Origin of the sequence: Sorangium sp. So ce1036, from assembly GCF_051369805.1 — a bacterium.
GTDB classification, from domain to species: Bacteria; Myxococcota_A; Polyangia; order Polyangiales; family Polyangiaceae; genus Sorangium; species Sorangium cellulosum_F.
The window spans coordinates 875475-896895 of record NZ_JBBMOX010000001.1 but is presented as its reverse complement, the minus strand read 5'-3'; the positions used below and the strand labels follow the sequence as shown (position 1 = coordinate 896895).

Annotated in this window: 21 protein-coding genes; 10 read left to right on the top strand and 11 right to left on the bottom strand. The window is 72.9% G+C overall.

Annotation, left to right across the window (positions count from 1 at the left end):
• Positions 1-123: 123 nt before the first annotated feature.
• A complete protein-coding gene (locus WMF31_RS03215) occupies positions 124-1533 on the bottom strand; it encodes a hypothetical protein (RefSeq protein ID WP_436600532.1) in 1410 nt (469 codons plus the stop codon).
• 282 nt (positions 1534-1815) lie between these two features.
• Here WMF31_RS03215 and WMF31_RS03210 point away from each other — a divergent pair, with 282 nt between their 5' ends.
• Positions 1816-2787: an Ig-like domain-containing protein gene (locus WMF31_RS03210; protein ID WP_436600531.1), complete on the top strand. Its 972-nt coding sequence runs from the start codon at positions 1816-1818 to the stop codon at positions 2785-2787.
• 248 nt (positions 2788-3035) lie between these two features.
• Here the strand turns inward: WMF31_RS03210 and WMF31_RS03205 are convergent, their stop codons facing one another.
• The 3 genes from WMF31_RS03205 to WMF31_RS03195 all read right to left on the bottom strand — a co-directional run bounded on the left by WMF31_RS03205 (position 3036) and on the right by WMF31_RS03195 (position 6506).
• Complete coding sequence (locus WMF31_RS03205) at positions 3036-4463, bottom strand: YncE family protein (protein WP_436600530.1); 1428 nt, start codon at positions 4461-4463, stop codon at positions 3036-3038.
• Positions 4460-6088: a YncE family protein gene (locus WMF31_RS03200; protein ID WP_436600529.1), complete on the bottom strand. Its 1629-nt coding sequence runs from the start codon at positions 6086-6088 to the stop codon at positions 4460-4462. Before WMF31_RS03200 ends, WMF31_RS03205 begins: the two co-directional genes overlap by 4 nt.
• Positions 6089-6233: 145 nt before the next feature.
• Positions 6234-6506 (bottom strand): hypothetical protein, encoded by a 273-nt coding sequence (locus WMF31_RS03195; RefSeq protein ID WP_436600528.1) that lies wholly within the window; start codon positions 6504-6506, stop codon positions 6234-6236.
• A gap of 384 nt (positions 6507-6890) precedes the next feature.
• Here WMF31_RS03195 and WMF31_RS03190 point away from each other — a divergent pair, with 384 nt between their 5' ends.
• Positions 6891-7790, top strand: a complete 900-nt coding sequence (locus WMF31_RS03190) for a fibro-slime domain-containing protein (protein ID WP_436600527.1) — start codon at positions 6891-6893, stop codon at positions 7788-7790.
• A 43-nt stretch (positions 7791-7833) separates the two neighbouring features.
• Here the strand turns inward: WMF31_RS03190 and WMF31_RS03185 are convergent, their stop codons facing one another.
• Positions 7834-8151 carry a hypothetical protein gene (locus tag WMF31_RS03185; protein ID WP_436600526.1) on the bottom strand — a complete coding sequence of 106 codons (318 nt, stop codon included), beginning with the start codon at positions 8149-8151 and terminating at the stop codon, positions 7834-7836.
• Here WMF31_RS03185 and WMF31_RS03180 point away from each other — a divergent pair.
• From WMF31_RS03180 to WMF31_RS03170, 3 genes are all read left to right on the top strand, one after another.
• A complete protein-coding gene (locus WMF31_RS03180) occupies positions 8138-8362 on the top strand; it encodes a hypothetical protein (RefSeq protein ID WP_436600525.1) in 225 nt (74 codons plus the stop codon). The two genes, WMF31_RS03185 and WMF31_RS03180, sit on opposite strands and share 14 nt — an antisense overlap.
• 46 nt (positions 8363-8408) lie before the next feature.
• Positions 8409-9533, top strand: a complete 1125-nt coding sequence (locus WMF31_RS03175) for a S8 family serine peptidase (RefSeq protein WP_436600524.1) — start codon at positions 8409-8411, stop codon at positions 9531-9533.
• 638 nt (positions 9534-10171) lie between these two features.
• Positions 10172-10537, top strand: coding sequence for an RNA recognition motif domain-containing protein (locus WMF31_RS03170; RefSeq protein WP_436600523.1), 366 nt, complete (start codon positions 10172-10174; stop codon positions 10535-10537).
• 117 nt (positions 10538-10654) lie between these two features.
• Here the strand turns inward: WMF31_RS03170 and eno are convergent, their stop codons facing one another.
• Complete coding sequence (gene eno, locus WMF31_RS03165; protein ID WP_129353834.1) at positions 10655-11950, bottom strand: phosphopyruvate hydratase; 1296 nt, start codon at positions 11948-11950, stop codon at positions 10655-10657.
• A 179-nt stretch (positions 11951-12129) separates the two neighbouring features.
• On the opposite strand from eno, the gene WMF31_RS03160 reads away from it, so the two are divergent.
• The 3 genes from WMF31_RS03160 to WMF31_RS03150 all read left to right on the top strand — a co-directional run bounded on the left by WMF31_RS03160 (position 12130) and on the right by WMF31_RS03150 (position 14604).
• Positions 12130-12771 carry a DotU family type IV/VI secretion system protein gene (locus WMF31_RS03160; RefSeq protein WP_436600522.1) on the top strand — a complete coding sequence of 214 codons (642 nt, stop codon included), beginning with the start codon at positions 12130-12132 and terminating at the stop codon, positions 12769-12771.
• Entirely contained in the window at positions 12768-13862 is a 1095-nt protein-coding gene (locus WMF31_RS03155) for a type VI secretion system protein (protein WP_436600521.1), read from the top strand. Before WMF31_RS03160 ends, WMF31_RS03155 begins: the two co-directional genes overlap by 4 nt.
• Positions 13863-14013: 151 nt before the next feature.
• Positions 14014-14604 (top strand): Uma2 family endonuclease, encoded by a 591-nt coding sequence (locus WMF31_RS03150; protein ID WP_436600520.1) that lies wholly within the window; start codon positions 14014-14016, stop codon positions 14602-14604.
• Positions 14605-14681: 77 nt separating this feature from the next.
• Here WMF31_RS03150 and WMF31_RS03145 read toward each other — a convergent pair whose 3' ends face one another.
• The 5 genes from WMF31_RS03145 to WMF31_RS03125 all read right to left on the bottom strand — a co-directional run bounded on the left by WMF31_RS03145 (position 14682) and on the right by WMF31_RS03125 (position 20148).
• Positions 14682-15626 carry an ABC transporter permease gene (locus WMF31_RS03145; protein WP_436600519.1) on the bottom strand — a complete coding sequence of 315 codons (945 nt, stop codon included), beginning with the start codon at positions 15624-15626 and terminating at the stop codon, positions 14682-14684.
• Complete coding sequence (locus tag WMF31_RS03140; RefSeq protein ID WP_436600518.1) at positions 15623-17119, bottom strand: sugar ABC transporter ATP-binding protein; 1497 nt, start codon at positions 17117-17119, stop codon at positions 15623-15625. The genes WMF31_RS03145 and WMF31_RS03140 overlap by 4 nt, the downstream gene beginning before the upstream one ends.
• Before the next feature lie 7 nt (positions 17120-17126).
• Positions 17127-18140 (bottom strand): ABC transporter substrate-binding protein, encoded by a 1014-nt coding sequence (locus tag WMF31_RS03135; protein ID WP_436600517.1) that lies wholly within the window; start codon positions 18138-18140, stop codon positions 17127-17129.
• Between the two features lie 202 nt (positions 18141-18342).
• Complete coding sequence (locus WMF31_RS03130) at positions 18343-18885, bottom strand: hypothetical protein (protein WP_436600516.1); 543 nt, start codon at positions 18883-18885, stop codon at positions 18343-18345.
• A 276-nt stretch (positions 18886-19161) separates the two neighbouring features.
• Positions 19162-20148, bottom strand: coding sequence for a DsbA family protein (locus WMF31_RS03125; RefSeq protein WP_436600515.1), 987 nt, complete (start codon positions 20146-20148; stop codon positions 19162-19164).
• Between the two features lie 262 nt (positions 20149-20410).
• Between WMF31_RS03125 and WMF31_RS03120 the strand changes: the two genes are divergently transcribed.
• Positions 20411-20833, top strand: coding sequence for a hypothetical protein (locus WMF31_RS03120; RefSeq protein ID WP_436600514.1), 423 nt, complete (start codon positions 20411-20413; stop codon positions 20831-20833).
• Positions 20830-21372: a hypothetical protein gene (locus WMF31_RS03115; RefSeq protein ID WP_436600513.1), complete on the top strand. Its 543-nt coding sequence runs from the start codon at positions 20830-20832 to the stop codon at positions 21370-21372. Before WMF31_RS03120 ends, WMF31_RS03115 begins: the two co-directional genes overlap by 4 nt.
• The last annotated feature ends 49 nt before the right edge of the window (positions 21373-21421 follow it).

The following is a 21421-nucleotide window of genomic DNA, read 5'->3' as shown; positions in this document are numbered from 1 at the left end:
ATATGAATGAATTTGCAAAGCCACGGTGGTGGCTTACGCCAGGCGCGCGGATCAAGCAACCGCCTTGGAGCGCCGCTGCGCGAGGGGACATGCGCTCTGGGGCGGCCCGTCTGGCCGGATCGATCACGGCGTCAGGGTGCGTTGCTCGATGAAGGTGCCGGCTCCCGTGGTGTACGCGATCCACAGGGATCCATCGCGGTCGGCCTCGATGGCAACGTGCTTGAACGACTTTCCCTGGAGCGCCTCGCAGCGCGCCAGAAACCGCCCTTCTCCGTCGAGCTGCCCTATCTCGAGCGTGTGTCGCGACCCGGGCTCGCGCGCGATCGGCCGGACGCGGGCGACGTGGATCGGCGAGGCGCCTTGCGTGGCGGCGATCGGCGCGGGGCTGAGGCCATTCGGGTAGAGCGACCAGACCGCGGGCATGTCGTCGCGCGGCGCCTCGTCGATGCGGATCGAGGCCATGCCGAACGTCGACACGTCGCGCGAGACCGGGAGGAGGACGTAGGCCGGCCCGCCGGCGCCGACGGCGAGCGCGCCGCCCATCCGCGACTCGCCGGCGTCGCCGATGAAGAGGACCGCGTCGGGCCCGAGCTCGAGCTTGCCGTCCGCGGAGCGCCCCAGCGTGCGGGCGTGCACCGGCGTGAGGGCCACGCGCGCGTCGATGTACATCGCGAGCGCCCTCCCCTTCCACGGCGCCAGGGCGACGAAGGTCGCGCCGCTGCCCTCCGCGGAGAGGGGCACGGCCGGCCCGTCGTCGAGCACGGCGAAGGCCTGGGTCACGACGCCCTCGGTGGTCTTGCGATCCGAGAGGAAGGCGAGGAGGGTGTGCCCTCCGGGCAGCTCGACGGCGGAGATCGCCGTGCCGCGGCGCCCGGCGCCCACGGGCACGCCCGGCGCTCCGGACAGCGGGGTTCTCCGGATGGTGCCGCCGTGGTCCATGCAGAACATGAAGCGCGCGGCCACAGCGCACGCGGGCCATGACGCGCGCGGGACGGCGTCGCCGCCGGCCCCGGCGTCGGGCGCGGCCTCGCCGCGCGGCGCGCCCGCCGTGGCGAGCCCGCCGAACGCGGGCGCGACGTGCTCCGCCACGCCGTCACGGTTGAAGATCACGCGGAAATCGGCGCGCGCGGCGTCGTCCGGGGCCCACAGCAGCGCCGGCCCGCGGAGCGAGAGCGCGAGCGGGCCCCGGCGGAGCTTGCAGCCTCCGGCCAGCCCCGCGTCGGGCGCAGCTCCGGCGTCGGGCGCCGGCCCCGCGTCCGGCGCCGGCCCCGCGTCGGGCGCTGGCCCCGCGTCCGGCGCTGGCGCCGCGTCCGGCGCTGGCCCCGCGTCGGGGGCTGCGGCGCTCGCCGTGGCGGCCGCGCCAGGCGCCGTGGCCGCCGGGATCGCGACGGACGCGACGGGGGCAGACGAGGACGCCGGCGCCGGCGCGCCCGGGCCCGGCGCCGGGCCGGGGTCGGGCGCACCGGCGCCGCCGCGACAGGCGACGAGCGTCGCCAGCGAGACCACGCAGGCGCGGAAGGGCGGGCTGCTCACCAGCGTGGCCGGACTCCGGGCAGGGCCGGGATGTTCCCCGTGCGCATGCCCGAGGTATCCGGCGGGCGTGCCGCAGCGTCAACCCGAGGGCCAGGGGGCCTGTGACCGGGCCGGCGGTATGTTTCGGCATGGTGCGCGGCCTCCGCGCGTCGCCCTCGAGAGCGTGTCGCAATGGGGGTAGCTCCCGTGGCGCAGCACGGCACAACCGCATTTTCCCGACGGAATCCGGAAGTACCCAAGGCGGCATGTGGCTTGCTGCGAACCCCGGACATGACACCTGGCATGAACTCCATCCTGCTTCGCCGCTGTGTGCCTGTCCTCGTGGCCGGGGCCGCGGCGCTGTCCACCCTGACATGGACCACCGGCTCGGCCGCGTGCGGCGTAACGGCGCCCGAGATCACCGCGCTCTCGCCGCGCGACGGCGCGGTCGACGTGCCGCTGAACGCGGCGCTGTTCGCCGGTTCGAACCTGGGTCGGCTCGACGTCACGCTGCGCGAGGCGCCGAGCGGCGAGATCGTGCCGGTCACCGTGTCGTGCAACGGATTCTACGACAACACGCTCTGCGTCGCGCACGCAGGTCCGCTCGCGGAGAACACGACGTACGAGTGGACCGCCGCCCTCGTCGACGAGACGGGCCTGGACGGCGGCGCTCCGGAGTGGCACCAGTTCACGACGGGCACGGCGCTGGACGAGCGGACGCCGCTCGCCAGCGATCTCTCCGTGAGCGTGCTGGCGCGCGGTGACCGGAACCCCGGCGGCTGCACCGAAGTGGGTCCCTGGACGAGCGTGAGGATCTCGTTCTCGGTGGATGAGCCGGTCCTCTTCGACCTCGCGGGGTTGCAGAGGATCCCGGTCCCGGAAGGCCGCTCGGAGCACGAGATCAAGGTGCCGAGCGACTCGTTCTGCTTCACGCCGCGGGTGCTCGACGTCGCCGGCAACGAGTGGTTCTTGCAGCCCGTGTGCGTCTCCGAGGACGACGGCCCGGCGCAGCCCGATGACCCGGCGCAGCCCGACGACCCGGCGCAGCCCGACGACCCGGCGCAGCCCGACGAGACGGAGACGTCCGCGGAAGACCCTGCGGCCACGGAGCCCGGCGCGACCGTGAGATGCAGCGTGGGCCAGGTGGGTCGGAACCGCGAGCTCGGTGCGGCGTCGCTGCTGTCTGCGGCGGCGGCGCTCGCCCTGGTGTTCCGGTCGCGGCGGTCGCGGTCGCCGAACCGTCGCTCGCGGCGCAGCTCGGCGGCGGACGCCTGAATACCTGATGATGAGAGACGTGGAGGGTATGAGCGAGCACGCGCACGCGCACGCGCACGAAGAGGCCAGACGAGGACGGAAGACGGAAGACGGAAGACGGAAGACGGAATGGACGGGAGACGGGAGACGGGATGGACGGGTGACTGGAAGACGCAAACACTCCGGCCCGAGCAGTCGCCGAGACGCGCCCTTCCCCTCAACCAGCGGTGAGCTCATCGCGGCGACGCCGTCCTGCCCCCACAACCGGCCTACTGCTGCTCGAGCACCGTGATCGACCGATCCCAGTACGACGCGACCGCCGCCCGCGTGCCGTCCTTCGAGACCGCCACCGCGCACGCCCCCTTGCCGGTGGGCAGCGACGCGACCACCTTCGGCGGATCGCCCGCGATCACCGCCACGCCGCTGCCGTTCGGCGGCCACGCCGTCCCGCCGAGCGCCACGAACAGCGTCTTCCGATCGGGCGACGTCACCCCCGTCCGCGGAACCCCGCGGAACGGCAGCGTGCTCGTCACCGCCATCGTCGACAGATCGATGACGCTCGCCGTCCGCGCCTCGGCGTTCAGCGTGATCCCGTACCGATCCCCGTGGAGCAGGAAGCCGGCCGTCGGCCCGACCCCGACCGGCACCTTCCTCGTCTCGGTGACCCCCGAAACGCTCAGCAGGACCGCCGTGTTGGACAGCCGATCCGGGAAGAACACCGCGCCGCCATCCAGCGTGATCGCGCCCTCGCGCGGCTCGCGGCCGACCGCGATGCTCCGCCGCGTCGCGCCGAACGGCGACTCGCTCGGATCGAACAGGTCGATCCACGCGCCCGCCGGCCGGCTGCCGTGCGTCAGCGCGCCCAGCGCCGCGATGTACGGGCGGCCCTCGGCCTGCACCAGGAACAGCTGCCCCGTCGCGTGCGGGAGCGTGATGTTCGCGAGCCGCACCCCGGTCGGCAGATCGAACTTCGTCACGCGCTTCGTGTCCGTCGTCGCCGCGATCACCGTCCTGCCGTCCGGCAGCGCCACGATGTCCCCAGGGCTCCGGCCGACGTCGAGCAGCACCGGATCGCGATCCCACGCCGTCGTGTCCATCACCGGGATGCGCGCGGCGTCGATGTGCCGCAGCACCGCCACGTAGCGGTCGAACAGGAGCCGGATGTGATCCCCCTGCGCCGGCACCGACGCCTTGTGGAGGATATCGCCGGTCTTGATCTTGTACTCGCGCAGCGACGCGTCGTCGCCGCTCACGTAGATCGACTCGCCCGACGGGTTGAAGACGATGTCGAGCGGGTGGACGTCCACGATCCGGATCTCGCGCGAGCGCCAGCGCCGCTTCGGCTCGGGCGGCGGCGCCGGCTCCGGCTCCGACAGGTCCGGGCCGAACGCCGCGGGGTCCGGGGCGCTCTCGGGGACCGCGCTCGGCGACGCGGTGCCCTCCGGCGCGAGCGCGGTCAGGGGCGGCGCCTCGCCGACCGGGGACTTCAGGCTCGAGATCGTCGCGATGATCACCGCCGCGACCCCGCTCGCCACCGACACCGCGGCGCGCGCGAGGCGCGGCTCGCGCCCCGAGAGCGACGCCGCGGACCCGCGGGCGCGCTCGCCGCCGATCCACGCCTTGCAGGCGCGGCACTTGCGCGCCCCCTCGATGATCCGGGCGCCGCAGCTCGGGCACGGGACGCGGCGCTCGTTCATCGCAGCACCCACGCCTTCGCGCGCGCGCCGAGCGCGAGCGCCGTGCCACCGTCCGGGGTGAGCCGGATCCGCAGCGGCTCGCCGCCCAGCGGGTGGACCTTCGCCGCGTAGGTGTTCAGATCGATCAGCGCCACCGAGCCCGGCCCCGCCCCGTCGCCGCTCAGCGCGACCACCGCCTGCGCCCCGTCCGGCGCGACGGCCATGTCGACCGCGCGGCCGGGGAACGAGATCGCGCGGAGGAGCTCGCGCTTCTCCAGGTCGAACACCTGGATCGCCCGCCCCTCGTTGCAGCGCACGAGGGCGCGCCGGCCGCGCCGGACGAGCTCCATCTGCTCCGGCTCGCGGCACGTCGTGACGCGCGCCTCCTGCCGCACCGCGCCCGACGGCAGCCAGGTCAGCGGCACCAGCGTGTTCTCGGCCCGCAGGGCGACGAAGCCCGCCGAGCCGTCCGGGACCATCAGGGCGCTGGCCGGGTTGCCGACCATCGAGGTGCGCACCCGGTCCTGATCCGAGCCGAGCCGGCTCGGGTCGAACGGGTACGCGACGCCGCCCGACGGCTCGCGCTGGCCGTACAGCGGGATCTGCCCCGTCGTCGTGATCGCCCGGCTACCGCTGTCGTCGACGGCCACGGGCCCCACGGGATCGTCGCCGAACTGGATGCGCTCGATCTCCGCGTGGTACTCGGTCGCGAGGATCGCCACCGCGTGCGCGCCCGGCAGCGAGGCGAGCACGCGCCGGCCCGAGGCGCCGACCACGATGTCGCCCACCGACTCGCCGAGCTCGATGGTCTTGAGCAGCCGGGTCGTGGCCACGTCGATCACGTAGATGCGCGACGGCGAGGTCGCGTAGACGACGTCGCCCACGCGGTAGAGGCGCCGCACGTTGGGCGCCTCGGAGACGAGGCTCAGCGCCTCGCCGGTCCGGGCGCTGCGCACCTCGAGGCCCGAGAACAGCGCGACGGCGAAGCGGTCGCGATCGAGCGGCAGCGCGTCGAAGGTGTCCTTCGGGAGCGAGAAGGGCCCGGCGATCGAGGGCGAGTCGACGAGGTGGCCGACGTCGTTCGGGCGCTGCCAGACGCAGCGGCCGAGCTGGCACGACTCGCCGCTCCAGCACGGCGCCCCGCACACCGGGACCGGCGGCGGGACCGGCGACGCGGCCCGCGACGGCGCGAACCGGTGCGGCGCCAGGTAGCGCAGCGCCCAGCCGGTGCCGATGACCGCCATGATCGCGCCGATCGTGACGAGAGGGCGCCAGTGCATGGCGAACAAGCTCGGGCGCGCGGCGTCCGGGACCGAAGGGGCCCTCGCCGACCGCTCGGCCCCGTCGGTCAGCTCGCCGCACTCGGGGCAGCGGGAGGCGCCGGCGGGGATGCGCTCGAGGCAGACGGGGCACGACACGTCACCGGCGGGCGGCGGCCGGCTCGACGGCAGCTCCGGCGGCTCCAGCTCCTCCCAGTGGGCGGGCGGGAGGCTCGCCTCGGTCGCGTCGCGGGACTCCTTCGCGTCCTCGTCCCAGCGGGCGGGCGGGCAGGCAAGTGGAGGGCTCGCCTCGGTCGCATCGCGGACTTGCTTCGCGTCTGCGACGGTGGCGTCGGGGTCGATCTCGCTCCGCGTCTTTGGATCCACTGCCCTCCCTCGTCTCCCGCGACGAGCGGACCCCGCGTACTCCGAGCGTGCCCGGATGTCGAGCCCCTCGTGCGGGCGCGCCCTACGGCGCGGCGCGGCCGGCGCCGCGAACGGGCCGGCCGCCGGGAAGGCCCCGGCCGTCCGCTCAGGAATCGGCGGGCGGCCTCTGGATCGCCGCGACGTCGGCGTCGTCGTCCTGCGGCCGAGCGGTCGGCCGGCGCGCATCCACCGGCGCGGTCGCGGGCCGGTCCGCGTAGGCCTCGTCCGCCGGGCTCTCGTCCTCGTCGGGCGGAGCGCTCGGCGGATCGAGGCCAGGGCCGTGGCCGATCTCCTCGGGCGCCCTGCCCTGCGCGGCGTCCTCGCCGGCCCCGGCCTGCGCGGCCGTCCGCTCCGCGGCGTCACGGTTTTGCTCGCTCATCGTCGCTCCCTCCTTCCGCGCGCCTCCCGCGTGCTGGACACGATCCAGATCCAGCGCGGGGCGCTGTCTCAGGCCAGCCCCACCGCGGGCACCCCCGCGGCGCTGGACCCCATGCACCGGCGCTGCCAACGGGCCGCGCGCGATGGCCGCCAGTCGCCCTCGGCGCTCCCCGCGCCTGCCGGCGGAGCGCTCGCCGCGCTCGCTCGCCGCTCACGACGGATGGAAAATACCAGCCTCACTCAACCCATGGCCCCCATGAAACGGCGCGTCCATCGCCGCAGAGGCCCTGCATTGACGCGATACGTCACCACATCAACAGAGCATTCGTGTGCTACTGTTCTCGCCGCGGCTTGGGAAGGTTCCTTGATTAAAGTGAGGTTTACGATGACGAAGACGGTCGGTTGTATGGCGGCGCTTGCGCTCACGGGATTGCTGAGCGCGTGCAGCGCGAGCTCCGATACCAACGAGAGCAGCGGAGGGACCAGCGGGGGGAGCTCGGCGCGGTCGAGCGGGGCCACGGGCGGCCCCGGCGGGACCACCGGGTCCGGCGATGATCTCGGCTTCGGCACGATCGACCCGAACAGCGGCATCGGGGGCGGGGACGGCGCGGGGGGCGGCCCGAGAGATGGACAAGGTGAGGGGGTATCGTGCGACGGCAAGTACACCGGCCGTGTGCGCGACTTTTACGAGATGTTCCCCGACATGGAGCCGTCGCAGGCCGGCAAGTGCGACAGGTGCGACGACCACGAGATCGTCACCGACACCCTCGGCCCGGACCTGAAGCCGGTTTACGCCGGAGGGCCCGAGGGCACCAGGACCACGACCGGCAAGGAGAACTTCGATCAGTGGTTCCGCGACGTCGAGGGGGTGAACGCCGGGATGGATTACACGCTCCAGTTCGAAGATCCCGACCGCGACGGGGTGTGGACGTACAACAACCAGGAGTTCTTCCCCATCGACGGGGAGCTGTTCGGCAACGAGGGCCGGCCGCACAACTACCACTTCACGTTCGAGCTGCACATGGGCTTCGTGTACAACGGCGGCGAGCAGTTCACGTTCGCCGGCGACGACGACGTCTTCACGTACATCAACGGCAAGAAGGTCGTCGACCTCGGGGGCATCCACGCCGAGCAGACGGAGGTCGTCGACCTCGACACGCTGGGCCTCGAGGTCGGGCAGAAGTATCAGCTCGACTTCTTCTTCGCCGAGCGCCACGTGACCGACTCCCATTTCCGTATCGATACATCGATCAAGTTCGTCGACTGCGGCATCCAGGTCAGGTGAGGTTCGGAGAGGGCGTCGCGCTCCGCCGCGCCGCCCCCGTCGCCTAGGGGAGCCTCGCGAGCCCGTACGTCCCGGCCCCGCTCACCTGGATCCAGACGCGCGTCACCTGGATGGGGCGCCCTGCCCTCGCCACCGCCGCGGCGGCGTCGCCGAGGTCGCGCGCGCACGCGGCGTGGAGGTCATCGGTCGTCTCGTGGTCCTCCGCCGAGCGGCGGATCCAGACCGCGGAGGACGGCATGGCCTCGCCCTCGTGCCGGTCCTGCCAGCGCCTGCCGACGAGGTGCGCCCGGAGGAGCTTCCTCGCGTCCGGCGGCGTGTCCGGGTGAAGCTCGTAGACCATCGTCGCGATGAATGACCTCATGCGCCCGAGCGTGCCGGAAGGGCCTCGACCCGTAAAGCCGCCGGGCGTCCAGGGCCGCGCCGCGGAGCCGCCGCTCTCGGCCGGCGCGCGGTCCGCCGCGCTGCCGCCGCGGGCCAAGGGGGTCCTCGAGGCGCGGCGCGAGCGAGGGCCGCTGAGGAAGACCGCGCCGCGCCGCCGCGCGGGACAGGGCAAGACCGGCGCCGGCGGGTGAGCAGCGCCCGCGGCGCGGGCCGCGCGCTTCAGCTAGGCTCGCGACGATGTCCCCCAGCCACGAAGGGCACCGGCGCATCCTCCCCATCGCGGATCGGCTCCAGGCGGACCCCGGCACCGCAGGCCGCGGTGTGACCATCGCCTTCATCGACTCCGGCTTCTACGCCCACCCGGACCTCGTCACGCCGCGAAACCGCATCCTCGCTTACCACGACATCTCCGCGCCCGACGCGGACGCCGCCGCGCTCGAGCGCCCGGACGTCTCCTCGTGGCACGGGATGATGACCTCGGTCGTCGCCGCGGGGAACGGCGCCCTCTCCGAGGGGCGCTTCCGCGGGCTGGCGTCGGAGGCGAACGTCGTGCTGGTCAAGGTCGGCTCCGCGCACCGCATCGTCCACGACGACATCCGACGGGGCATCGCGTGGGTGATCGCGCACCGCGAGCGCTACGGGATTCGCGTGCTCAACATCTCCTGCGCCGGCGACTTCGAGGAATCGTACCTGACCGGCGGCCTCTCGCGCGCCGCCGACGACGCGACCCGGAGCGGCATCCTGGTCGTGGCGGCCGCGGGCAACGCGGGGCACGAGGCGGCGCACAACGTCCTTCCGCCGGCCAGCGCGCCGAGCGTCATCGCGGTGGGAGGGCTCGACGACGGCGGCGCCGGCGAGCAGTCCTGGAATTACCACTCGTCCTACGGGCTCACCCTGGACGGCCTGCAGAAGCCGGAGCTCATCGCGCCCGCGATCTGGCTGGCCGCGCCCATCCTGCCCGGCACGCCGACGGCGGCGCAGGCGCAGCTCCTGTCGCGGCTCGATCGCGCGAGCGACGAGGCGCTGCCAGGGCTGCTCCGCGAGCACGCGGGCGTCGATCCGGACCTCGACGCTGTCGCCGGGCGCGAGCCGTACCTCGTCCGGCAGCTCGTCGCGGCCAGGCTGCGGGACCAGAAGGTCCTCTCCGGGCATTACAAGCACGTGGACGGCACGAGCTTCGCCGCCCCCATCGTGAGCAGCGTGGCCGCGCAGATGCTCGAGGCGAACCCGCGCCTGTCGCCGCAGCAGTGCCGGCGCCTGCTCATGACGACCGCGCGCGGTCTGCCGGGCATCCCCCTCGAGCGGCAGGGCTGGGGCGTCGTGCAGCCCCGCGCCGCGGTCGCCGCCGCGCGGGCCGCCTGAGCAGGCGCCCCGTCGGTCAGGGGCCGCCGCCGGGCAGGGACCGTCCCGCCTCGGCGCGAGCGCGGCTCGCGGTCGGCACCGGGGAGTCGAGCTCGGACGTTACATTACAGAACACGGACGGGGTTGACGAGCCCAGGACTCCCTGCATCCGCCTGGCAGAACACCTGCTGACGCGACTCGCCTGCAGGGGTCACGGCGGGTCCTCGGCGCGGAGCGAGCCCAGGGTCACGGCGCCGGGTGATGCGGCCCCTTGAGGGCGCACCGGAGGGGCTCGCGTTCCGGCGAGCCCCGTTTGTGGCTCGCCTGCACTTCAGCCCCTCCGGTGCGCCCTCAACCGGTGCGTCCTCAAGGGGCCGCGTCACCCGGCGCCGTCCGACGAGCCCTGGACCGTCCGGGACCAGGCAGAGGCGGCCAGCCTGGGGGAATACCTTGCGCACCCCCTCGCAGGCCGGTAGCTTCCAAAGCGCCTCAAGGCTCGTTCGTCCTCGACCTCTGATCCGGCCGCCTGTTGCAACGTGGTTGCCTCGTCTGAACGTGGGGTGACGGCCGGTCGTCGGGGAGCGTTTTCGCGCACGGACTGCGGCACGATCCGGGCCGTTCGCGAGGGAAGCGGGGATCGTGCACGGGATTGGGCAGACATGACCAAGCGGCTTTATGTGGGGAACCTGGCGTTCCATTCGACGGAAGATACCCTGCGCAACGCGTTCGAGGCGGCCGGCGTCGAGGTGCTCGCGGTTCAGTTGATGACGGATCGGATGACGGGGCAGTCGCGCGGCTTCGGCTTCGTCGAGGTGAGCGACGCCCAGGCGCAGATGGCCATCTCGGCGCTGCACGGCAAGGACCTCGACGGCCGCACGCTGACGGTCAATGAGGCGCGCGAGCGCACGGGCGGCGGCCCGGGCGGCGGGGGCGGGGGCGGCGGCTTCCGCGGCGGCGGCGGCGGGGGCGGCCGCGGCGGTGGTCGCGGCGGTGGCCGCGGCGGCGGCGGTCGCGACCGCTGGTAACCGGATCCGGCAACAACGGCTCAGGCCCCCCGGCGCCGTCGGCGCCGGCGGGGCCTGATGCCCTCGCCGGGCCCGACGCGTGAAGGGCCCAGCGCTCGATGGAACCGGTGGGCGGGACTAGCGGGCGCTCAGCGCCGCGGGGCGGCGGAACGGCGCGCGGCCGGCGAAGATCTGGCCATCGCCGAGCGCGTAGGAGATCCGGAGCAGCTGGTTGTACTTCGCCACGCGGTCCGAGCGGGACGCGGAGCCCGTCTTGATCTGGCCCGCGTTGGTCGCCACCGCGAGGTCGGCGATGAACGTGTCCTCGGTCTCGCCCGAGCGGTGGGAGATGATCGACCGGTACCCGCCCTCGCCCGCCTGGCGGATGCACTCGAGGGTCTCCGTCACGGTGCCGATCTGGTTCAGCTTGATGAGGATGGCGTTGGCGAGGCCGTCCTGGATGCCCTTCGCGAGGCGCGCGGGGTTCGTGACGAACAGGTCGTCGCCGACGAGCTGGACCTTCTTGCCGAGCCGCTCGGTGAGCAGCCGCCAGCCCTTCTCGTCGTTCTCGGCCACGCCGTCCTCGATCGACACGATCGGGAACGCCTTGCAGAGCTCCTCGTAGGTGTCGACGATCTCCTCGCGGGTCCTCTCCTTCTTGTCGAAGGTGTACCGGTCGGTCTTCGCGTCGTAGAACTCGCTGAGGGCCGAGTCGAGCGCGACGCCGACGTCCTCGCCGGGGCGGTGGCCGGCGGCCTCGATGGCGCGCACGACGTACTCGAGCGCCGCGCGGTTCGACGCGAGGCGCGGGGCGAAGCCGCCCTCGTCGCCGACGGCCGTGACCATGCCGTCCTTCTTCAGCAGCCCCTTCAGGGTGTGGAAGATCTCGGCGCCCGTGCGCAGCGCCTCGGCGAACGACTCGGCCCCGTAGGGCACGATCATGAACTCCTGGATCTCGAGGCCGTTGTCCGCGTGCACGCCGCCGTTCAGGATGTTCATGAGCGGCGTGGGCAGCACGCGCGCCGCGGCGCCGCCGAGGTAGCGCCAGAGCGGCAGGTCGACCGTGTCGGCGGCGGCGCGCGCGGCCGCCATCGAGACGGCGAGGATCGCGTTCGCGCCGAGCTTCGACTTGTTCGCGGAGCCGTCGGCCTTGATGAGCACCTGGTCGATCTCGGCCTGGTCGAGCACGTCCATCCCGAGGACGGCCGGCCCGAGGACGGTCTCGATGTTCTTCACCGCGGTGAGCACGCCCTTGCCCAGGAAGCGCTTCTTGTCGCCGTCCCTGAGCTCGACGGCCTCGTGCTCGCCCGTGGACGCGCCGCTCGGCACGGCCGCGCGGCCGACGCCGCTCAGCGTGGTGACCTCGGCCTCGACGGTGGGGTTGCCGCGCGAATCGATGATTTCGCGCGCGATGACGCTCTGGATCTCCGACATGACCTCTCCTCAAAGGGGACCGCTGGAGAGCGTCCCCGCCTGCTCTCGAAGGGGGCTCCGAGAAGCGGCGGGAGCATAGGCGCGCACCCCCCCATTTGTCGACGCTCCGGTGCACCCGGCGCGCCGCGCCACCACCCGGGTCGACGGTCGGCGCGTGGCTGGCGTAAGCTCGCGACCGCGTGGAAACCTCCATCGGCGTCTTTGGAGAGGAGATGCTCCTCTGGCTCTGCATGCTCCGGCAGTCGCCGCGACGTCCGCCGGCCGATCACGTCCTGCGGCAGGCGAACCTGCTGCTCGAGGAGCTCAAGGCGTCCAGGCTGTCGCAGGAGCTGCCGGTGGCGTCGGTCGACGACGGCATGTTCGCGATCGCCGCGCTCGCGGATGAGCTCGCGATGTCGCTGCCGGATCTCCGGCCGGTCTGGGCCCAGCGGCCGCTGCAGGCGGCGCGGTGGATGACGAACAACGCGGGCGTCGAGTTCTTCGAGCGGCTGGAGCGCGTGCGGAAGGGCCCGCCCGTGGTGATGGCGACCTACGCCTGCGTGCTCGGGCTCGGCTTCCGGGGCCGCTACGGCCTGCCGGGGCAGAGCGCCGACGAGCTCCTGCGGGTGCGGCGCGAGCTGTCGCTGAAGCTCGGCGTGGACCCGGATCGCGACTGGGTCGGCGGGGTGCTCCGGCCGGTGCGCGTCGAGGGCGTCGCGGTCCAGCACCTCCCCAAGATGCCGCTGTGGCAGTCCGCGCTGGTCGGGCGGATCGTCGCGGCGCTCGTGGCTCTGTGCGGCGCGCTCGCGCTCGCGCGGACGATCGCGCCAAGGCTGGGATGAGCGGCTCCTTCGTCTACGAGCTGGCGAGCGTCCACGCGCTGGTCCAGCAGGCGAACCCGGACAGCGCGCAGGGCATCTACGCGGTCCCCTGCTACCTCGTGCTCGGCGAGCCCGGCTCGGGCCGCACGACGGTCATCCGCTCGATGAACCTCTCGTGGCCGCCGGGCGGCGGGCCGCTCCCGATCGGCGTGCCCACGGCGCGGTGCTCGTACTGGCTCTCGAAGGAGGCGCTCTTCATCGAGCCGGAGGCGACGGTGCTCGGCCCGCGGCGGGAGCCGGCCGAGCTCACGCAGCTCTGCGAGGAGCTCCTGCGGTCGAGGAAGCGCGAGCCGATCGACGGCATCCTGCTGGTGCTGAGCATCGCGGACTTCATCGAGCTCGACGAGCGGGGGCTGGAGGCGTACGCGAACCGGATGCGCGCGTACCTCGTGGAGGTGAGCCGCGCCTTGCGGGCCGACGTGCCGGCGTACGTGGTGCTGTCGCGCTACGACACGCTCTGGGGGTTCGCCGAGGTGTTCCAGTGGACGCCGGAGCGCGGGCGCGAGGAGCCCTGGGGCTTCGCGCTCCCGCTCGAGACGAGCCCGGGCGGCGCGGCGCCGCGGATCCTGCAGGAGCTCGAGGGGCTGAACGCGCGCCTGGAGTCGACGTGCCTCGCGCGGGTGGGGTCGGAGGATCACCCCGACGCGCGGATGCGCGCGTTCCAGCACCTGGCGGAGGTGCGGGCGCTGATGCAGCGGCTGCGGCAGCTCTTCGGGGTGCTGGCGATGGACAACGCGTTCGAGCGGGCGCCGTGGCTGCGCGCGGTGGCGATCGGCAGCGCGCTGCCGGGGATGGGCGACCGGCTGCGCGCGGGGGTGACGCGGTTCATCAACATGGGGCTGGTGCAGCCGCCGAGCGTGCCGGTGGCGCCGCGGCCGGGGGGGCTGCCGATCCACGCGACGATGACGGCGGTCGTGCTGCCGGAGCGGGACATCGTGCCGCTCAGGCCGCGGTGGCGGGACGATCGGTTCACGCGGATCGCGTTCGTGATCGGGCTGGTGCTGCTGGCGGGGGCGGCGGTGACGGAGGGGATCCTGCGGCTCGTGCAGTGACGGCCGGCGGCGGCGGAGGCGGGCGCGGACGCCACGGGCCTGCGCTGCGCGCGAAGCCGCGGACGAGCTCGGGGGGACGCGGGACGAGGACGAGCGGCCGGGGCGGCGCGGCGGATGGCGGCGCGCCTCCCCCGCGCGCTACCATGGGCGGGTGAGCGCACAGGCTGCCGAGAAGAAGCGCCGGACGCCGGAGGAGTACCTCGCGTGGGAGCGCGCCCAGCCGGAGAAGCACGAGTTTTCTGACGGGGAGGTGTTCGCGATGGCGGGGGGCAGCCGCGAGCACAACCTCATCGTCGGCAACATCGTGCGCCTCCTCGGCAATGCGCTCCTTGACCGGCCCTGCGAGGCGTATCCCTCGGACATGCGGGTCAAGATCCCCGCCACCGGGCTCTATACGTACCCGGACGCCTCCGCGCTGTGCCAGCGTCCCGAGTTCGACGATCATCACGCGGACACGCTCATCAACCCGGAGGTCATCTTCGAGGTCCTGTCCGAGTCCACCGAAGCGTACGATCGCGGCGACAAGTTCGAGCAGTACCGCTCGCTCCCCTCGTTCAAGGAGTACCTGCTCGTCTCGCAGCAGAGGATCTTGGTCGAGCACTTCGTCCGGCAGGCCGACGGGTCCTGGAACATGCGCGTGCTCCGCGCGGGCGATCGCGTCGAGCTCGCGTCGCTCCGCTGCGCGCTCGCCGTCGACGAACTCTATCGCAAGGTGTTCGACGCCGGTGGAATGCCCAGGTGAGCTGAGCACGGATCTCGCGCCGACGTCGCCGACTCGATGCATCGGCAGCGAATCCGGCGGACAGGCCCTCTCGCGATTCACCTCGAGACCTCGACGCGCGGGCGCCGCGCGCGCCGCACCCGGTCGACGGCGACCGCGATCACGATGATCGTGCCCGTCGCGATCTCCTGCACCCAGCTCGGCAGCCCGAGGTGCACCCCGCCGGTCCGGATCACCGTGATGAGCAGCGCGCCGATCATGCTCCCCGCGACGCTCCCCTCGCCCCCCGAGAGCGGCGCGCCGCCGATGACCACCGCCGCGATGACCCCGAGCTCCAGGCCCACCGAGTCCGTCGGGTCGCCCACCGTCAGCGTCGCGAACTCCATCACGCCCGCGACGCCGGCGAGCAGGCTCGACAGCGCGTACACCGCGATCTTCACGCGCCCCGTGTCGATGCCGCACAGCCGCGCCGCGGCCTCGTTGCTGCCGACCGCGAGCACGTGGCGACCGAAGCGCGAGAACGCGAGGACGGCGGAGAACAGCAGCGCGAGCGCCGCCGTCGTCCACAGCCCGGGCGCGGTGAGGTCCGCCGTGAGCAGCGCCTCGAGCCCGCGCGGATCCGCGTCGATCTTCTGCTCGGACGCGAGCCCCTTCGCGGCGCCGCGGAGCGCGCTCATCGTGCCCAGCGTCACGATGAAGGGCATCATCCGCGCCCGCCCCACGAGCGTCCCGACGAGGACCCCCGCGACGCCCGCCACCGCCGTGGCCGCGAGCGCCGCCGGGAGCGGCGGCACGTCCGCGCGCAGGAGCTTCGCGAGGACGACCGTCGTGAACGCGACGAGCGAGCCCGTGGAGAGGTCGATCCCGCCGGTCGCGATGACCAGCGTCATGCCGATCGCGCAGAGGCCGACCACCACCGTCTGCCGCGCCATCGTGAGCAGGTTCTGGCTGCGCAGGAACGTGTCGGGCGTGAGCGCCGCGAAGAGCGCGTAAACGAGCACCAGGGCCACGAGCGGACCGACCCACGGCGGGCGCCTCTTCACGACGAGGCCTCCAGGAGCAGCGACGCCTCGGTCCACGACGACGCGGGCCGCGGCGGGTCGAGGATCCCCCGGCGCAGGACCGCGATGCGATCGCACGTCGCCACGAGCTCGTCGAGCTGGCTCGACACGAGCACGATGGCCTTGCCAGCGCCCGCGAGCTCACGGAGCAGCGAGAGCACCTGCGCCTTGCTCGCGACGTCGATGCCGCGCGTCGGCTCGTCCATGAGGAGCACGTCGAAGTCCTCCCGGAGCAGCCGGGCGATCTGGACCTTCTGCTGGTTGCCGCCCGAGAGCTCCCCCGCGCGCTGCTCCGGCCCTCTCGCGCGGATCGCGAGCCGCTCGATCCAGCGCGCCGCCTCCGACAGGAGCGATCGCGGCGCGGCGAGGCGCGGCGCGCGCGGCGAGAGCCAGACGTTCTCGGCGATCGAGCGGCCGAGCATCAGCCCTTCCCCGCCGCGATCCTCGCTGAGGAGCCCCACGCCGCGCGGCGCGCGCAGCGTGACCGCGCCGCCGCGCCTCGGGTCGAGCCCCGCGAGGATCCGGAGCAGCTCCGTCCGGCCCGAGCCGACCAGGCCGGCGATGCCGAGGATCTCTCCCCGGTGCAGCGAGAGCGACGCGCGCCTCGGCCGCCTCGCGCCGGCGACGTCCCTGGCCTCGAGCACCACCTCGCCGCGGCCCGGCGGCGGCGCCCCCGACCCCGCGCGCGGGGAGTCGAGCGCGCGGCCCAGCATCTCGCGGACGATCTGCGCCGGGTCGGTCTCCCGCGGATCCCCCTCCCCCGCGACGCGGCCGTCGCGGAGCACCGTGTAGCGGTCCGCGTGCGCGCGCACGTCCGAGAGGAAGTGCGTCACGAGCAGCACCGCGACGCCGGCGTCCCGCAGGGCGCGGACGCGCTCGAACAGGCGCCGGGCGTCCTCGTGGCCCAGGCTCGAGGTCGGCTCGTCGAGGACCAGGAGCCGCGCCGCGAGCCGCCCGTCCTCGTGGAGGCCGCCCTGCGCGAGCGCCCGGGCGATCTCGACGAGCTGCTGATCGGCGACGCCGAGCTCCCCGGCCGGCGCGTCGAGCGGCACCCGGGCCGGGTCGGCGGCGACGCGCGCGATCGCGCCCCGCGCGACGGCGCGCGCGCGCTCGCGGTCCCGGATCCCGAGCCGCGCGCGCGCGGCCGGCTCGATCCCGAGCACCACGTTGTCGGCGACCGACAGGTGGGCGCAGAGCGTCCGCTCCTGCGGGACGAGGACGACGCCCGCGCGGCGCGCGCCCTCGGCCGACGTCGGCGCATACCGCGCTCCGCCGAGCAGGAGCGCGCCCGCGTCCGCGCGCTCCACGCCGAGCAGGATGCGCGTCAGCGTGCTCTTGCCCGCGCCGTTCTCGCCGAGGAGCGCGTGGACGCTCGCGGGCGCGATCCGCAGCGAGACGTCGCGCAGCACGGCGTTCGGGCCGAACGCCTTCGCGAGGCCGGTCACCTCGAGGAGGGGGGCGCGCGCTCCGGCCACGAGCGGCTCACTCCCCGAGCCACCGGGCGAGGTCGGGCCTCACCAGCTCCTGGACCGCCGGGTCGTCGAGGTCCTGCCGGGTGACGACGCGCGCGCCCGTGTCGATGCGCGCCTCGACGCGCTCGCCGCGGAGGTGCGCCGCCATCGTCTTGACGGCGAGGTAGCCCATGTTGAACGGGTCCTGCACGACGAGCGCGTCGATGTCGCCCTCGCGCAGCGCGCCGAGGAGCTTGTCCGACGCGTCGAAGCCGACGAATTTCACCTGCTTCACGGCGTTCGTCTTGCGGAGCGCCTGGAGCATCCCGAAGGTCGTCGACTCGCTCGGCGTGAACACCCCGGCGATCGCCCCCTCCGCCGCCCTGTGCGCGAGGAGCAGGCTCTCGCTCTTGTTGAACGCCGTCTCCGTGGTGGCGCCGCCATGCTGGTTCTCGCTCACGACCGTGACGCCGGGCGTCGCGCGGATCGCGCCCAGGAAGCCCTCCTCGCGGCGCTGCGTGCTCGCCGAGCCCTCCTGGTAGCGGAGCACGATCACATTGCCTCTCCCGCCGATCGCCTCGCCGAGGTGCTCTCCCGCGAGCCTCCCGGCCGCGCGGTTGTCGGTCGCGACGAAGCTCACGTGCCCGTCGCCGGCGAGGTCGGAGTCGAACACGACCACGGGGATCTTCGCCCGCGCCGCCTCGCGCACGGGCGCCCTCAGCGCCGTGGCGTTGAGCGGCGCGAGCACGATGCCGGACACGCCCTGCGCGACGAAGCTCGAGACGATATCGATCTGCGCCTTGAGATCGTCCTCCCGGAGCGGCCCCTTCCACACGATGTCGACGTCGAGCTCGCGCGAGGCCTTCGCCGCGCCCGCGTGCACGCTCTTCCAGAACTCGTGCGTCGTCCCCTTCGGCACGACGGCGATGCGGAGGCGCGCGCCGCTCTTCCCGCCCGCGTCCGTCGACGACGTCTCCGACGTCGTCTTCGAGCACGCAGCGAGGACGGTGACCGCGAGTGCGCACGCGAGGACATGGGCGTTCATCGCCACGACATATAATCGACAGATCGCGGCCCGGAACCTGGTGAGACAGCGATGAAAGCAGACGCGGTATGCGCAGGACGCAATGGCGGACAGGCGATCTTCACGGTGAGCCGGGGGGCCGCGGCGAATCCATCGAGTCGCCGGTGGCCACGACAGCCTCGTCGTCGACGGGAGCGCGAAGGCGGGTGGCGCGGCTCGCGGCTCAGACCCGCTCCCTCGCCTGATCGAGCGCCTGATCGAGCTCTTGCAGCCGCTGCTCCGCGGTCCTCTTGGCCGCCTCCAGGGTGATGGCCTCGGCGCGGTCGATCTCGTCCAGGCTCTCCTGGACCGCCGTGGCGCGCTCCGTGAGGTCTTTCACGAGCCTGTCCGCCTCGGGCTTCGGCAGCTTCTTCTCGATCTTGCGCTGGAGCTCGGCCACGGTCTTCATCCGCTCGCGCAGCGTCGACTCCACCGCGGACCGGGTGTCCGCGCGCGCCCGGGCGAGCGCCGCGTCCGCCTCGGCGCTCGCCTGCCGGGCCTCGGCCTTCGCCTCCCGGAGCTCCTCGACCACCTCGTTCGCCCGGGCCCCGGAGCTCGCGGCGGTCTTCTTTTCCATGCTGTCGAGCTGGTTCCGAGCCGCCGCAGCTTCCTCCTTGACCTCGTTCTGGGCGTGCTCGGCGAGGGCCTTCTCGTCCCTCGCGGAGTTGCAGCCCACGAGGGCGGAAGCGGTGATGAGGACAGGCAGGAATCTACGGGCTGTCATCATGGCTGAGCTCTCCTTCGTTTGCGTGCATCGAGCCCCTCGGACCTCGCGTCCGGCGCTGCCGGCAGACCTCCCCGGCCGTGCTCCTCGCACCATGCGTGTCGCTTCACGCAAGGCACCCTGCGACGGACATGCCAGCGGCGGAAACCGGGCCGCAAAGGCCATGATATCGGGGCAATTCGTCTCGGCTGTGGCAGGACCGCGCGAGCGGCGGCCGCCGCGCGCCGGGCCAGGAGCGAGCGGTGCTTCAGCCGGCGCCGGCGCCGCCTCGGCCGGCGCTCACGGCGCGGCCGGGGCGCCGGCCGCCGGGGGCGCCGCGGGGCCGCGGCCGCCCGCGATCGCGAGCTCGGTCTCGATCCAGCGGTCGAGCTCGCCCTGCAGGCTGAACAGCGAGAGGTCGAACTCGCGCCCGTTGATGACGATGAACGGCGTCCCGGAGAGCCCGGCGCGATCGGCCTCGGCCTTGTCGCGCGCGATGACCTTCGCCGCGGCCTCGCTCGCCATGTCGGCGCGGAACCTGGCCAGGTCGAGGCCGATCTTCCGCGCGTAGCCGAGGAGATCGGCGTCCTCGAGCCGCGTCTGGTTCTCGAACAGGAGGCGCTCCATCTGCCAGTAGCGCCCCTGGCGGTGGGCCGCGACGGCGGCGCGCGCCGCGGCCTCGGCGTGCGGGTGCGACCGCAGCGGGTACACCTTGTGGACGAGCCGGACGTCCGCCGCGTGGCGCGCGACGACCTCGTCGAGCAGCGGGATCGCGCGCCCGCAGGACGGACACTCGAAGTCCGACCAGACGACGATCTGGACCTTCGCGGCCTCGGGTCCGCGGGCGGGCGAGTCGGCGACGTCGATCGTCTTCACGTTCGGGCCGAACCGCACGCCGTACGCGGCCTGCGCCTCCGCCGCGCTCGCGCCGCCGCGGATCTTGTCGGCGACGAGCTGCGCGGCGGGCACGCACGCCGCGCAGGGGCGCGCCTCGCGGACGCACTGCGCGATCGACACCGCCTGCTCGGGGCACGGGGCGTAGAGCTGCGAGACGAGCCGCCAGAAGGTCTGGCGCTCCCGGCGGACGAGCTCGGTGGTATCGACGCCCGGGAGCTCCTCGGGCTCGCCGGCGGGGGCGTCGAGCGGCGCGGCGCCGGGCGGTCCGGGGAGCGGGCCCCTCGGCGAGTCGGCGAACTGCGGCGCCTGCCGCTCCGCGCCGCCGCACGCGGCGAGCGCGAGGAGCGCGGCGAGCGCGAGGCGTCGGGGACGTGATCTCGAGGTGAACACGCGCGGATGCTACACGCTCGCGGTCGCCTGGCCAGGCCGAAGCGAGGAGCAGGCAGCGCGTCGCGCTCCGTCGGAAGGTGCCGACGAGGCCGAAGCTGGCGCCGCCCGGCGCGAGGCCGACCCTGGGGCGTGAGCCGCGGGCGTGGCGAGCGGACACGGATGGAATCGCAGCTCTCCGCCGTCGTCCCGCGCTCCTCGTACCCGGTACCCGAGGGCGGCGATCTCGATGCAGCCGGACCTGCGGGGTGATAGGATTCCACACATGGGAAAAGCAGGCTCCGCGGCGAAGCTCTCGTCTGATGACGATCCGGTGCGGCAGCACCTTCTGCGGCTCATTGGCGAGCATCGCAAGCGTAAATACGAGCCGCTTCACTTGGCCATCCACTTCACTCATCCCAGGCACAGGAAAGACGTCTGCCTCTTCGAAGTACTGGGGGGATTCGGTGATGGCAGGATCGACCCGAAGCGATCGATATTCGAGGTCGAGTTCTCCTCAAACCCCAACTTCCCCATGCCGGACGAGCGCAATCTGCGCTTGTTCTTGACCAGCCCCGAGGAGCTCCGCGAGGCAGTCCGCGCGGGCTGGGGATCCTTGACGCAACTGCGGCGTGCCATCCGGGCAAAGCAGGCGGACGTCTTGTTCCACGACAGGGTCGGGAAAGAGCTCTTAGGGCTACTGAGGTGAGACAGAGCACCGCGTGGCTTATACAGGCCAAATCGGACATGAAGGCGGCGCTCAAGCTGGCCGGGGACAGGACGCAACCCGAGGCATACTGCCAGGTCGCTGCCAAGGCGCAGCAGACTGTTGAAAAATCGATCAAGGCGCTACAATGCGCGCTCTACCATGCAGGGCTGTACGGCAGCGCCGTCGGCTCGGCCCACCCGGTCTCCAATGTAGCATCTGCCATCAGGACTGCTGCGCCCAATTGGCCGAAGGAGCTCAGAGAGAACCGAAAGAAGGTCCTCACCATCCTGTCGGACGCTCGACTGAAGACGATCAAACTCTTGGACAGCATCGTCCCTCAGTATCCGGCCCATGGACAGCTACCTCGACGAAACACCGAGTATCCGTTTCAGGACACGCCTGGGCTCGACACCTGGAAGGCTCCTGCTGAGAAAGGAGTGTTCACCAGGAGCGAAATAGACAGATTCCTTCGATGCGCGCAGGCCATTCAGGATATGACCAGCAAGATCGTGACGGCCCTGGAACTGGCTTATCCGTAGCTCAGCTTCCCCGCTGCCGATCGAAAGACCTCTTCGCTGGGCGCCCGCC

What these genes read in the sequence shown, in the direction of transcription:
- WMF31_RS03210 (WP_436600531.1), top strand. Translation starts at nt 1,816, where the DNA reads ATGAACTCCATCCTGCTTCGCCGCTGTGTGCCTGTCCTCGTGGCCGGG.
- WMF31_RS03205 (WP_436600530.1), bottom strand. Translation starts at nt 4,463, where the DNA reads ATGAACGAGCGCCGCGTCCCGTGCCCGAGCTGCGGCGCCCGGATCATC.
- WMF31_RS03195 (WP_436600528.1), bottom strand. Translation starts at nt 6,506, where the DNA reads ATGAGCGAGCAAAACCGTGACGCCGCGGAGCGGACGGCCGCGCAGGCC.
- WMF31_RS03190 (WP_436600527.1), top strand. Translation starts at nt 6,891, where the DNA reads ATGACGAAGACGGTCGGTTGTATGGCGGCGCTTGCGCTCACGGGATTG.
- WMF31_RS03180 (WP_436600525.1), top strand. Translation starts at nt 8,138, where the DNA reads ATGAATGACCTCATGCGCCCGAGCGTGCCGGAAGGGCCTCGACCCGTA.
- WMF31_RS03185 (WP_436600526.1), bottom strand. Translation starts at nt 8,151, where the DNA reads ATGAGGTCATTCATCGCGACGATGGTCTACGAGCTTCACCCGGACACG.
- WMF31_RS03175 (WP_436600524.1), top strand. Translation starts at nt 8,409, where the DNA reads ATGTCCCCCAGCCACGAAGGGCACCGGCGCATCCTCCCCATCGCGGAT.
- WMF31_RS03170 (WP_436600523.1), top strand. Translation starts at nt 10,172, where the DNA reads ATGACCAAGCGGCTTTATGTGGGGAACCTGGCGTTCCATTCGACGGAA.
- eno (WP_129353834.1), bottom strand. Translation starts at nt 11,950, where the DNA reads ATGTCGGAGATCCAGAGCGTCATCGCGCGCGAAATCATCGATTCGCGC.
- WMF31_RS03155 (WP_436600521.1), top strand. Translation starts at nt 12,768, where the DNA reads ATGAGCGGCTCCTTCGTCTACGAGCTGGCGAGCGTCCACGCGCTGGTC.
- WMF31_RS03135 (WP_436600517.1), bottom strand. Translation starts at nt 18,140, where the DNA reads ATGAACGCCCATGTCCTCGCGTGCGCACTCGCGGTCACCGTCCTCGCT.
- WMF31_RS03130 (WP_436600516.1), bottom strand. Translation starts at nt 18,885, where the DNA reads ATGATGACAGCCCGTAGATTCCTGCCTGTCCTCATCACCGCTTCCGCC.
- WMF31_RS03120 (WP_436600514.1), top strand. Translation starts at nt 20,411, where the DNA reads ATGGGAAAAGCAGGCTCCGCGGCGAAGCTCTCGTCTGATGACGATCCG.